This is a genomic window from Streptomyces sp. NPDC019531, assembly GCF_044903305.1.
Taxonomy (GTDB): domain Bacteria; phylum Actinomycetota; class Actinomycetes; order Streptomycetales; family Streptomycetaceae; genus Streptomyces.
This window is the reverse complement of record NZ_JBJDQL010000043.1, coordinates 22,072-34,745: the sequence shown is the minus strand read 5'-3', so window position 1 is coordinate 34,745 and position 12,674 is coordinate 22,072. Positions and strand designations below refer to the sequence as shown.

Genomic DNA, 12,674 nt, shown 5'->3' with positions numbered 1-12,674 from the left:
GTCGGCGGACTTCAGTCCCGCAGGGGCGCCGCGGCCTCACGGAGCCTGTCGTGCGCCCCGCGGTGAGTCTCGCGCGCGAGCAGCCATTCCTTGCGGATGTTCGCCATGCAGGTGTGGTTGGTGTCGCAGACTCGATCAAAACCTGTCCCCCCGGATTCCTGCCGTTCGCGCCAGCTGTGTGCCTCGCGTGAATCACGGTACGGCGGCTGCCGGTTGGGCAGGAGGGCGCTGGGTGTTTCGGTGGACAGCCTCGGAACTGTGGATAACTCGCTCACCCGATGGGGTGGCGCCGCGCGGGCTCAGGCCCGCTCGCCCACAACCGCCGGGTCGTCCAGCACCGCCCGCACCACCGAGTGCGCGGCCCCCAGCAGCGGCCCCTGCGAACCCAGCCGCGACACGGACACCGGACAGGCCGGACCGGCCGTGCGCCGGGCCAACTCGTCCCGCAGCGACGGCAGGAGCCAGGGCGCGAGCCCGGCAAGCGCACCGCCGAGCACCACGGCTTCGGGGTCCAGGAGATTGACCGCTCCGGTCAGCGCGATGCCGAGTGCCTCACCCGCCTCGCGCAGAGCACCTCGTACGTCCTCGTCGCCGTCCGCCGCGTGCTGCGCGAGGAGACCGACGCGATCCTCACCCGGCTCCAGGCCGGCCGCCCGCAGCACCGCTTCCTCACCGGCGTACTGCTCCAGACAGCCTCGCCCGCCGCACGCGCAACGGGGGCCGTCCGGACGCACCGGCACATGGCCAAGCTCGCCCGCGAAACCGCGGGTGCCGCGCAGCAGTTGCCCGTCCACCACGAGCGCCGCGCCGATGCCGATCTCAGCCGAGACGTGCAGGAAGTCGCGGGGCGTGCCCTCCCCGAGCCAGAGTTCGGCCAACGCGCCGAAGTTGGCCTCGTTGCCCACGGTCAGCGGGAAATCCTCGGGCAGCACGGTGCCCAGGTCCGTGTCGTGCCAGTCGAGGTTCGGGGCGCGTACGACGGTCCGGGCGTCGCGCGCCACCAGACCGGGCACCGCCACCGCGAGTCCTGCGGGCCACAGGCCCTCGCCCTCCGCCTCTGCCACCACCCGGCGTACCAGGGAGGTGAGTTCGGCGATCACCGGCTCCGGGGAGCGGCCCCGGTTCGCGCCGTATCGCACCACCCGCGCGCGTACCTGTCCGCGCAGATCGACCGCGCAGACCGCGAGGTGGTCCACGCCGACCTCGGCGCCTATCCCGGCCGGACCCCGCCCGCTGACGGCCAGCGCGGAACCCGGCCTGCCGACCCGGCCGGGACGCTCGGGGCCCAGCTCCTCGAGCAGCCCCGCGCGTATGAGTTCGTCCACGAGGGTCGACACCGCGGCCCGGGTCAGCCCGATGCGCGAGGCGACCGCGGCGCGCGACAACGGTCCCTCGGCGCTGATGGTGTGCATGACGCGGGCCAGGTTGCGGCGGCGCATGCCCTGCTGGGTGTCGGGCAGGCCACGCCCCGGACCCGCCGGGTGGGCGTCGTGCAGCGGTGCGGTCATGCCTCCCTCACTCCTCAGAGGTCCCCCGCTCCAGCAGCGGCGCCGCGTCGGAGAGTACCCCGGCGATCCTGGCCAGCGTCTGGTCGTCCCGCTCCACTGCCTCCAGCACGGGCCCGGCGGCCGTGTTCCAGCGCCGGGCGACCGCGGCAGGGTCCTCGCCGGTCAGCAGGCCGGCCGCCTGTGCGGCGGCGCCGAGCGCGACCAGCTCGCTTGCCTCGGGCACCTGGACGGGACGGCCCGAGAGCCGTCGTACGGTCTGCTGCCAGGCGGTGCCCCGGGCGCCGCCGCCGATCAGCAGCAGCGGGGTCGAACGGTCCGCGTCCTCGTCGAGCACCAGGTCCAGCGCGCCGAGCAGTGCGTGCACGGCGCCGTCGTAGGCGGCCTGGAGGAGCTGGCCGCCGGTGGTGTCGTGGCGCAGCCCGTGCAGCAACCCCGAGGCGTTCGGCAGGTTCGGGGTGCGTTCCCCGTCCAGGAACGGCAGCAGAGTGACCCCGGTCACCGGCTCCACGGCCTCGCGGTCCAGGCCCAGCAGGGTGGCGACCCGGTCGACGGCGAGCGTGCAGTTCAGAGTGCAGGCCAGCGGCAGCCAGTCGCCGTGGGCGTCCGCGAAGCCCGCGACGGTGCCGGTCGGGTCGGCGGGGCGGTGCTTCGAGACGGCGTACACCGTGCCCGAGGTGCCCAGGCTCATCACCGGCGTCCCGGGACGCAGTCCGAGGCCCAGCGCGGCGGCCGCGTTGTCGCCAGTGCCGGGGGCGACCAGAGTGCCCTTGGAGAACGGCAGGTCATGGCCGTCGCGCACGGTCCCGGCTACCTCGCCGGGCCGGACCACGCGGGGGAGCAGCGCGGGGTCGAGCCCCACATGCGCGAGGACCTCGCTGTCGTACGACTCCGTCGCCGATGCCCACCAGCCGGTGCCGGAGGCGTCGCCGCGGTCGGTGGTGCCCTGGCCGGTGAGACGCTCGGTGAGGTAGTCGTGGGGCAGGCGCACGGCCTTCGTGGCGCGCAGCGCCTCCGGCTCGTGCTCGGCGAGCCAGGCCCACTTCGTGACCGTGAAAGAGGCGCCCGGCACGCTACCGGTCCGCTCCGCCCAGGCCTTCGGGCCGCCCAGTTCGTCGATCAGCCGCTGGGCCTGCGGTGCCGAGCGCACGTCGTTCCACAGCATCGCCGGGCGCACCGGCTCGCCCCGCCCGTCCAGGGTGACCAGACCGTGCTGCTGGCCGCCGATCGACACCGCCGCCGCCTCGCGGGCCGCGTCCCCGCACTGGCGCAGTGCCTCGGACAGCGCGTCCCACCACTGGCGCGGGTCGCTCTCCCGGCCGGCTCCGGAGGACACGGTGTGCGGTGCCTGGCCACGTGCGACGACCTGGCCGGTGGCTGCGTCGACCACCAGTGCCTTGGTGGACTGGGTGGACGTGTCCACGCCGACGACGAGCGGACCCTCGGCTGCTGACATCGGGCTCTCCCTTTTGATGTGGCTCGTGTCTCCACCCGGAGACACCTTGTCTCTTCCCAGAGACGTGTGCGCATACTAATTTGTAAACCGCCATGACGAAATAGTCCGGAGCAGCGAGGAGCCGCGTCATGAACTACCAGCCCACCCCCGAGGACAGGTTCACCTTCGGCCTGTGGACTGTCGGCTGGCAGGGAAGGGACCCCTTCGGCGACGCCACCCGCCGTGCCCTCGACCCCGTCGAGACGGTGCAGCGCCTGGCCGAGCTCGGCGCCCACGGCGTGACCTTCCACGATGACGACCTGATCCCCTTCGGGTCCTCGGACAGCGAGCGCGAGGGGCACATCAAGCGCTTCCGCGAGGCCCTGGACGCGACCGGCATGAAGGTGCCGATGGCGACCACCAACCTCTTCACACACCCGGTCTTCAAGGACGGCGCGTTCACCGCCAACGACCGCGACGTGCGCCGTTACGCGCTGCGCAAGACCATCCGCAACATCGACCTGGCGGTCGAGCTCGGCGCCGAGACCTACGTCGCCTGGGGCGGCCGCGAGGGCGCCGAGTCCGGCGGTGCCAAGGACGTACGCGTCGCGCTGGACCGCATGAAGGAGGCCTTCGACCTCCTCGGTGAGTACGTCACCGAGCAGGGCTACGGCCTGAAGTTCGCCATCGAGCCCAAGCCGAACGAGCCGCGCGGCGACATCCTGCTGCCCACCGTCGGCCACGCGCTCGCGTTCATCGAGCGCCTGGAGCGCCCCGAGCTGTACGGCGTGAACCCCGAGGTCGGCCACGAGCAGATGGCCGGGCTGAACTTCCCCCACGGCATCGCGCAGGCCCTGTGGGCGGGCAAGCTCTTCCACATCGACCTCAACGGTCAGTCCGGCATCAAGTACGACCAGGACCTCCGCTTCGGCGCTGGTGATCTGCGGGCCGCCTTCTGGCTCGTCGACCTCCTGGAGAGCGCCGGTTACGCCGGACCGAAGCACTTCGACTTCAAGCCGCCGCGGACCGAGGACTTCGACGGCGTCTGGGCGTCGGCCGCGGGCTGCATGCGCAACTACCTCATCCTCAAGGAGCGTGCGGCCGCCTTCCGCGCCGACCCGCAGGTCCAGGACGCGCTGCGGGCCTCGCGTCTGGACGAGCTGGCACAGCAGACAGCGGCCGACGGCCTGAAGTCGCTGCTCGCGGACCGCAGCGCCTTCGAGGACTTCGACGTGGAGGCGGCCGCCGCGCGCGGGATGGCTTTCGAGCAGCTCGACCAGCTCGCCATGGACCACCTGCTGGGCGCGCGCGGCTGAACGAAGCCCACACGCGCGTGCGTTTCACAGGTCAGGGCACGCGCGTGCGGTTCGGCGGCAACCCCCGCGTGGAATGTTCCGGAATCATGCGATCCACGGCATGAGGCCGTATCAACTTCCGCGCGGGGGTCGCCCCATGACCGGTTCGAGGCGACTCTGGACGGTATGGCCATGCCGCCGGTACCGCCCCAGCCGCCCGGACCGCCGGGTGACACACCGCCTCCGGGCGGTGGCTTCGGACCACCTCCCGACGACTTCGGGCACAACGGCCCGAACCAGTACGGCGGTCTGCCGTCGACCCAGCCGATGGGTCCGGTCGGCGACCCCGGCCCGAGCGGCCCGAGAAGGCGCCGGAGCCCGCTGTTCGCCGTGCTCGCCGTGATCGCGGCGGCCCTGGCCGTCGCCCTCGTCGTGGTCTTCATGGCCTCGGGGAACGACGACTCGCCGGACAAGAGCCCGGCCCCGGAGACCAGCACGAGCGGATCCCCCAAGCCGTCGTTCAGCCTGCCCACGCGGCTTCCCAGCGAGTTGCCCAGCGAGCTCCCGTCGCAGTTCCCGACCGACATACCCAGCGAGTTCCCGAGCGACCTGGAATCGCTGCTGCCGTCCCTGATCGGCTGACGCGGGCCTCAGAGGCCGTGCGGCAGCCTTCAGAGGCCGTGCGGCAGCCTGACGTACGTCACCGTCGTCTCCACTCCGCTGTCCACCAGCCGGCCGTTGGCGTCGAAGGCCCCGGTACCGTCCGTCATCCCGAAGTCGTTGTCGTTGATCAGGGCGAGCGTGTCGTGGTCCACGCGCGCGACGCCCTCGATCTTCCCGGGCACTCCGGCGACGGTACCCAGGTCGACGACCAGCTTCTTGGCGAGCACGGGCACGCCCGAGGCGGCCGGGTCGTCGAGCTGCTCCAGGGACGGAGACGTCGTGTCGTCGTCCCAGGCGCTGCCGAGGATGTTCGAGGACCGCTCCAGACGCACCAGTTGCAGCCGCGCGGCCTTGTCGGTGCGCTCCTCGACCAGTAGCCGGTCACCACCCACCGCGACCACCGAGGAGATCTTGAGCTCGGAGGTGTCGTCCTCGCTCGGGTCCACCACGTTCACCGGGTCGAAGCGGTACGCGTACTCGGCGGTGACCGCCTTCTTCTTCGGCGAGAAACGCAGCAGCCGGGTGGTCCGGGAGGCCTCTCCGGCGTCCGCGTCCGGCAGCGACAGCGGACTCTGCACCGCCAGCACCAGGTCACCGCCCGGCAGTTGGGCGAGCCCCTCGAAGCCCCGGTTGATCTTCCGGTGCAGCAGGACGGCGGGGAGCGCCTCCACCACCGGGTAGCCGGCACCGGTGAGGTCGAGCCCCTTGGGGACGTAGCGTGTGAGGACCCTCCCGCGCGCGGAGACGTGGACAAGGCTCGGCCCGTACTCGTCGATGAGCCAGAAGGTCCCGTCCGAGGCCCGCACGATGCCCTCGGTGTCCAGGCCGTTCGGGTTGTACGACAGAGCCGTGAGCGCGTTGTAGTCGTACGGCGCCTCGTCGCGCCCCTGCTGGTTGGACAGCCCCGTGACGGCCTTCCCGGAGGAGGTGGTGATCGGGATCGCGTCCAGCACCTTAACGGTGTCCCCGGTGACGCGGATCTTCACGATCGCCGGGTCGAAGCCCGGCACCGGGAACGTACGGCGCTTCGTACCGCCCACCTTGATCTGGCCGTTGGGGCCACGGTCGGTGACGGTCCAGAACTCGCCCTTGCGGCCCGCCGGGTAGATGTCACTGCCGATGCCGCCGAGGTCCACCCCGCGGTCGTCGGCCACCGTGCCCGGCAGCAGCTTGTTGCTGAACGCCCCGAGCGGGATGTCGCCGAGCGTCGCCGTCCGCACGACGCGGGCCTTGCCGTCGGAAGCGCCCACGGCAGGGCCCGCCGCGATCAGGGCGGCGACCAGCGCGAGGGGTACGCCTGCCGCGGCGGTGCGTCTGGCGGTGCGTCGGCCGTCGGCGCGCGGGGACATGGGGCCTCCTGGTGACCAAGTTCGGTGACAGCGGCCAGATTTGGGCCCCGTCCGGAACGCCGTACGACCGACGGGTGAACGCAAGGAGTCGGCCGCGCGTCGGACCGACATCGCGGCACGCACGCGTGCCGCCCCGTGAGGCGCCCGTTCATCCGGGGTAGTCGCGGGGTGCCCGGTGCGGTCCCAATCCCTGGAGGACATCGCCGAGTTGGTCCGCTGTGAGCGCGGGGCAGGGGAGGGGTGGAGCGGAGGGCGAGGCGCGTAGACCGTCGAGGAGCCTCGCCCGAGGCCGCGACCGCCGCCGCGGCCTCACTGACCGGGTACCTCGCCGAGCTGGTCGCCCCAGGACGCGAACCGCGGGCCGTGCTCGGCGACCTCGCGGCGGCCGGCGACCTCAGCTCCGAGGAACTGCTCGGTATGGCCTTCCTGATCCTCGTCGCGGGCCATGAGACGACCTTCGACCTGATCTCGGGAACCGTCCACGCGCTGCTGGCACACCCGGACCAACTCGCCCTGCTCCGCGCCCGACCGGGCCTGACCGACGCCGCAGTCGAGGAGTCCCTGCGCTACAACTCACCCGTCCACGCCACGGCGTTCCGTTTCGCGGCCGAACCGCTCGACCTCGGCGATACCCGGATCGAGGGGGCGACTCCGTTCTGGTCTCCCTCGCCGCCTCCCGCGATCCGCTGCGCTTTCCCGACCCCGACCGCTTCGACCTGCTGCGCCCCACGCGCGGGCACCTGGGATTCGGCCACGGCCCGCACCACTGCCTGGGGGCCCCGCTGGCCCGCGCGGAGACGGCCGTCGCCCTGCGTCTGCTGCTGCGCCACCGGCCCGCGCTCGCCTTCGCCACCGATTCCGACACGCTGACCTGGCGCAGCAGCACACTGCTCCGAGGACTGGCCGAACTACCCCTGAGGTTCGGCTGAGACGACCTCCGGTGAGGCCAGAGCCGTCGCCGGATCCAGGACGGGCGGGCCCGCGGGCACCCAGTGCCCCCGCTCGTTCCGGTACGGCCACCAGCGCCCGTCCCGGCCCAGGCGTATCTGGGCGGGCCCATCGACGACCGTCCACCGGTTGCCCGTTGCCCTGAGGGACGGCCGCTCGTCCTCGTCCCAGGCCGAGTCCAGCGCGGCACGCGCGCGTGCGAGTGTGTCGCCCGAGGGCACCCACTCCTCCTCCAGCACGGACAGCGCCGCCGCGCCTCCGAGGCCCCACGCACGCGTGGCGTGCGCCAGCGAGTCGAGGTCGCGTCCCGACCCGGCGGCGAGGCGTTCCGTCACCGCCTGGCCGGGCGCCGCCACAGCCAGCCGCGCCGCGTCCTGGGGGACCGTCAATTCGGCGATCGGAGAGGGCTGTTCGGTGGCCTGCCGCAGGGACTCCACGAGCAGTCGATGGGCCTCTACGGCGGTCCGGGCGGCCAGATGTCGGACGGCGAGCGGGTCGACTCCGGGTCCCGGCGGGGCCTCGGTGTCCAGCGAGGGCGGCAGGCCGGGACCCTCGGGCAGTTCCGGCGATGAAGGCAGGGGCGGCAGGATGCCGCCTGCCGCGTACGCCTCGGCGGCGTCCACCCCGTCCGTCCTCCCGGACGCTGAAGGCTCCTCCGCGGGCGCGGCGCCGCGGGCCTGGAGGTCGTCCAGAAGGGCCTGCTCGCCACGGCCGCGCATGAGCAGCAGCACGAAGGGATCCTGGTCCAGCAGCCGGGCCACCTGGTAGCACAGGGCCGCCGTGTGACCGCAGTGGTCCCAGGTCCCGCAGTCGCACTCCGGTTCCAGATCGCCCAGGCCCGGCAGCAGTTCGATGCCGGCGTGCGCCGCGTCCTCCACCAGGTGCGGCGGCATCTCGCGGTCCAGCAGTGCGGCGACGTGACCGGCCTGTTCGACGGCCATGTCAACGAAGCGGTCCCACTGTTCGGCCGACAGCTCGGACAGCAGGACATCCGCCCGGTGCGTGGTGCGGTCACGGTCCTGGACGACGGCCGTGATACGCCCCGGACGTACCGACACCGCGCCCACCGCACCCGCGCGGGCGAGCCCGCGGCCCGTCTTGACCTGCCCCGAGTCCATCGCGGCGTCCTCCAGCGCCCGCAGCCAGGCCAGGCCCCACCACGTCTGTGCGAAACCCCGCCCGTGCGCGGGCGGCAGCGCCGCGAACGTGCGCTCGCTTCCTGTGTCGTGTCCCGTCATCGCGCGCCCCCTCGCAGTTCCACCAGATCGGCCAGCTCCGCGTCCGTCAGCTCGGTCAGTGCCGCCTCGCCGGCACCGAGCACCGCGTCGGCCAACTCCCGCTTGCGGGCCAGCATGTCGGAGATACGGTCCTCGATGGTCCCCTCGGCGATCAGCCGGTGCACCTGCACGGGGCGGGTCTGGCCGATGCGGTACGCGCGGTCGGTGGCCTGCGCCTCGACGGCCGGGTTCCACCAGCGGTCGTAGTGCACGACGTGCTCGGCCCGGGTCAGGTTCAGACCGGTGCCCGCCGCCTTCAACGACAGCAGGAAGACCGGGACCTCGCCCTCCTGGAACCGGCGCACCATGGCCTCGCGTGCGGCGACCGGTGTCCCGCCGTGCAGGAACTGCGAAGGCAGGCCGCGCCCCGTCAGATGGCGCTCGACAAGACGGGCCATGCGCACGTACTGCGTGAAGACCAGGACACTCGCACCCTCGGCGAGGATGGTGTCGAGGAGTTCGTCCAGCAGCTCCAGCTTGCCGGAGCGACCGGCGATTTTCGGCCGCTCCTCCTTGAGGAACTGCGCCGGGTGGTTGCAGATCTGCTTCAGCCCCGTCAGCAGCTTCACGATCAGTCCGCGCCGCGCCATGCTGTCCGCCCCGGAGATCTCAGCGAGCGTCTCGCGCACCACGGCCTCGTACAGACCGGCCTGCTCCGGGGTGAGCGACACGGCACGGTCCGTCTCCGTCTTCGGCGGCAACTCGGGGGCGATTCCCGGATCCGACTTGCGGCGCCGCAGCAGGAACGGGCGGACCAGCCGGGCGAGGCGCTCCGCGGCGGCCGGGTCCTGGCCGCTCTCGACGGCCTGCGCGTACCGGGCGCGGAAGGTGCCGAGCCGGCCCAGCAGGCCGGGAGTCGTCCAGTCGAGGATGGCCCACAGTTCCGACAGGTTGTTCTCGACCGGGGTCCCGGTGAGCGCCACGCGTGCGCGTGCCCCGATCGAGCGCAGCTCGCGGGCGGTCGTCGAGTACGGGTTCTTCACATGCTGCGCCTCGTCCGCCACGACCATCCCCCAGGGCACGTCGGCCAGCCGGGGCGCGTCCAGACGCATCGTGCCGTACGTGGTCAGCACGAACTCCCCGTCGGCCAGGGCGTCGAGCTCGCGCCGCGGACCGTGGAAGCGGCGCACGGGCGTGCCCGGCGCGAACCTCTCGATCTCGCGCTGCCAGTTGCCCATGAGGGAGGTGGGACACACCACGAGAGTGGGGCCGTCGGTGGCCGTTTCGGTCTGCCGGTGCAGATGCAGCGCGATCAGGGTGATCGTCTTGCCGAGACCCATGTCGTCGGCCAGACAGCAGCCGAGTCCCGAGGACGTCATTCGGGCCAGCCAGTTCAGACCCCGGCGCTGGTAGTCCCGCAGGGTGGCAGCGAGTGCGGCCGGTTGCGGGACCGGCTCCTGGGCCTCCGGATCCATGAGCCGGTCCCGCAGGGCCGCCAGCCATCCGGTCGGCTGTACGTCGACCCTGCGGCCGTCGACCTCGGCGGAGCCCGTCAGAGCGGCGCTGAGCGCGTCGACGGGTGTCACCTTGTGGTCCTGTCTGGTCCGGGCTCTGCGGACCTCGTGCGGATCGACCAGTACCCACTGGTCGCGCAGCCGCACGACCGGGCGGTTGGCCTCGGCGAGCCGGTCCAGCTCCTCCCGTGTGAGCTGCTGGTCGCCCAGGGCGAACCCCCAGTCGAACGCGAGCAGTGCGTCGGCGGACAGGAAGGACGGAGAGTCCGAGGCGACCCGGTCGTCGCCGTCGGGCGGGCCGACAGTCGCGCGCGTGGTCAGCTTTCTGGCCAGTTCCTTCGGCCAGTGCACTTCGACGCCCAGCTCGGAGAGACTCCGCGAGCCCGCTCCGAGCAGATCGGTGATCTCCTCGTCGGCGAGTTCGATCGCATCCGGCACGGCCACCGAGAGCAGCGGTGCGAGCGGGGGCCACGCGCGTGCGGCCCTGCGGAGCGCGAGCAGGGAGTCCATCCGCGCGTGCGGGCCGAGGGCCGCGGCACCCGCCCAGATGTCGGCGGCGTCCGCGACCAGCGTCGGATCACTCACGCTGTGCACCTGGGGAACGGCCCGGAACGATGCCACCTCGTCAACGGCCAGGCCGTCCACCTCGATCCGCAACGAGACACGTACGCCCGCGTCGTGGCCCGCGGCGACATCCGCCGCCCACGCGCGCTGTTCGGGCATGTGCTGTGGTTCCCGGGCGGCGTAGGCGGGGCCACCCGTCACGAGGGGCGCCGCGGGGGAGCGGGGCAGGGTGTCGGCGACCGCGTCCAGGAAGGCGAGCAGCAGCTGTTCGGGGTCGGGCAGCCGGAGCGGCTCGGTGGTGTCCAGCGGGACGGCGTGGGCCTCGGGCGGCATCGCGGCGGCGAGCCGGCGGACGCGCTCGACGTCCGCCGTGCCCAGTGGTCCCATCCGCCAGGCGTCATGATCCGTGGGGGACAGACCGGGCAGCAGCAGACCGCGTGCCACGCACTGCAGGGCCAGCACGGCCGCGGCACCCCAGAACACCGTGGCCCGGTGGCCTTGCGAGGAGGTAGGCGCACGCGTGAGGACCGGCAGGGCGGCGCGGACCGGCAGCAGCACGGCGGGCAGGCTCACCAACTCCACACCGTCGGCAGCGGGTACCGCGAGCGTCAGGTCCTCGACCGTCCCGGCCGCGACAGCGGGAGGAAGGGCGCCGTCGGACATCCAGAAGGCCACGCTGCCCGCGCGGGCCGGGTCGCCGGGCATGAACACGGCTCGGCAGGAGGCCAGTTCGGAGATCTCGGACGGTGTTGCCGCGGGGCACCTCTGGACAGAGATCGCGGTACTCCTCAAACTTGACTACTCGGTCGGGGTGGTCGAGGGTACAACACTCCTCGGGCCTGCCGGACCATGTCCTGAGTCGCATCTGTGCGGGGGGTGTTGCCAACCCCCCTGTGCGCCAGGTGCCGGCCCCCGGATAGACACGGGGGGTTGCCGCATGGTCGCGACACGTCACCAGTTCGTACGTTTCCTCAGGTCAGCAAGTTTTCCTGAGAGAGCCGGAGTCCGGACATGCCTCAGCCCACCGCGACCGTCGTGGTTCACCCGCGTGATTCCTTCGGCTCCCCGCCCGGCGGAAGCGAGTTCGCCCCCCTCCTGCGCGCGGTGAAGCGGCAGGGCCTCCTGGACCGCCGTCACGGGTGGTACGCCCGGGCCATCACCCTGAACGCGCTCGCCCTCGCGGGCCTCGTCACGGCCGTCGCCCTGTGTGGCGACTCCTGGCGGACCCTGCTGCTGGCCCCCTTGCTCGCCGTGTTCTCCGCCCGCACAGCCTTCATAGGCCACGACGCAGGCCACGCCCAGATCACCGGCGACAAGGCGACCGGCCGCGTCATCGGCCTCGTCCACGCCAACCTGTTGCTGGGGATGAGCTACTCCTGGTGGAATCACAAGCACAACCGCCACCACGCCAACCCCAACCACATCGCCAAGGACCCCGACGTCGTCGCCGACGTCCTCGTCTTCACCGGCGAACAGGCGAAGGGCCGCACCGGCTTCCGGCGTTGGCTCACCCGCCACCAGGCCTGGCTGTTCTTCCCGCTCACCCTCCTCGAAGGCGTCGCCCTCAAGGTCCAGGGCTTCCGCGACCTGCGCCGGCAGACGCCGGGGGAGCGCGCCGTGGAGGGCACTCTCCTGGTGAGCCATGTCGTCGCCTACGCCACGCTGCTGCTGACCACCATGTCCCCCGGCAAGGCACTGGCCTTCGCGGCGATCCACCAGGCGCTGTTCGGCCTGCACCTCGGAATGTCGTTCGCCCCCAACCACAAGGGCATGGAGATGCCGGACCCGGACGGCGAGCCCTGGGGCCATCTGCGCCGCCAGGTGCTCACCTCCCGCAACATCCATGGCGGCGCCTTCACCGACTGGTTCCTCGGCGGTCTCAACTACCAGATCGAACACCACCTGTTCCCCAGCATGCCCCGGCCCCATCTGCGCCTCGCCCGGCCGCTGGTGCGCGCCCACTGCCGGGATCTGGGTACCCCCTATACGGAGACCGGACTCGTCGACTCCTATCGGCAGGCACTGAGCCATATGCACGAGGTGGGCGAACCACTCCGGGCGGACCACCAGGCGTAGGGCATCCGGGACGTCTCAGGGCGCAGTCTCAGGGATGTCTCAGGGTCGCGGTTCGGAACTGCCGGGGGCGCGGACCCGTTTGTCTGGACAGAGAGCGGCAACCGCCGC

At 72.2% G+C, this 12,674-nt stretch carries 8 protein-coding genes and 1 pseudogene; 4 read left to right on the top strand and 5 right to left on the bottom strand.

Features of this window, described 5'->3' with window-relative positions; all coding sequences use genetic code 11:
• Positions 1–299 precede the first annotated feature (299 nt).
• Together ACI2L1_RS35515 and xylB are read right to left on the bottom strand one after the other, a co-directional pair.
• Positions 300–1,508 (bottom strand): ROK family protein, encoded by a 1,209-nt coding sequence (locus tag ACI2L1_RS35515; RefSeq protein ID WP_404743544.1) that lies wholly within the window; start codon positions 1,506–1,508, stop codon positions 300–302.
• Positions 1,509–1,515: 7 nt separating this feature from the next.
• The gene (gene xylB, locus ACI2L1_RS35510) at positions 1,516–2,961 is read right to left on the bottom strand and encodes a xylulokinase (protein ID WP_404743543.1); all 1,446 of its coding nucleotides are present in this window, start codon (positions 2,959–2,961) and stop codon (positions 1,516–1,518) included.
• Between the two features lie 128 nt (positions 2,962–3,089).
• Here xylB and xylA point away from each other — a divergent pair, with 128 nt between their 5' ends.
• Complete coding sequence (gene xylA / locus ACI2L1_RS35505; protein ID WP_404743542.1) at positions 3,090–4,256, top strand: xylose isomerase; 1,167 nt, start codon at positions 3,090–3,092, stop codon at positions 4,254–4,256.
• Between the two features lie 165 nt (positions 4,257–4,421).
• Positions 4,422–4,877, top strand: a complete 456-nt coding sequence (locus ACI2L1_RS35500) for a hypothetical protein (RefSeq protein ID WP_404743541.1) — start codon at positions 4,422–4,424, stop codon at positions 4,875–4,877.
• Between the two features lie 29 nt (positions 4,878–4,906).
• On the opposite strand, the gene ACI2L1_RS35495 is transcribed toward ACI2L1_RS35500, so the two are convergent.
• Positions 4,907–6,247 carry an esterase-like activity of phytase family protein gene (locus ACI2L1_RS35495; protein WP_404743540.1) on the bottom strand — a complete coding sequence of 447 codons (1,341 nt, stop codon included), beginning with the start codon at positions 6,245–6,247 and terminating at the stop codon, positions 4,907–4,909.
• A gap of 279 nt (positions 6,248–6,526) precedes the next feature.
• Between ACI2L1_RS35495 and ACI2L1_RS35490 the strand changes: the two are divergent.
• Positions 6,527–7,176 (top strand): annotated as a pseudogene (locus tag ACI2L1_RS35490) (cytochrome P450); the annotation flags it as partial.
• Here ACI2L1_RS35490 and ACI2L1_RS35485 read toward each other — a convergent pair.
• The gene (locus ACI2L1_RS35485) at positions 7,156–8,433 is read right to left on the bottom strand and encodes an SWF or SNF family helicase (RefSeq protein WP_404743539.1); all 1,278 of its coding nucleotides are present in this window, start codon (positions 8,431–8,433) and stop codon (positions 7,156–7,158) included. The pseudogene ACI2L1_RS35490 and the gene ACI2L1_RS35485 overlap by 21 nt on opposite strands.
• Positions 8,430–11,195 carry a DEAD/DEAH box helicase gene (locus ACI2L1_RS35480; RefSeq protein ID WP_404743538.1) on the bottom strand — a complete coding sequence of 922 codons (2,766 nt, stop codon included), beginning with the start codon at positions 11,193–11,195 and terminating at the stop codon, positions 8,430–8,432. Before ACI2L1_RS35480 ends, ACI2L1_RS35485 begins: the two co-directional genes overlap by 4 nt.
• Positions 11,196–11,501: 306 nt before the next feature.
• Between ACI2L1_RS35480 and ACI2L1_RS35475 the strand changes: the two genes are divergently transcribed.
• Positions 11,502–12,566, top strand: coding sequence for a fatty acid desaturase family protein (locus ACI2L1_RS35475; RefSeq protein ID WP_404743537.1), 1,065 nt, complete (start codon positions 11,502–11,504; stop codon positions 12,564–12,566).
• Positions 12,567–12,674 lie beyond the last annotated feature (108 nt).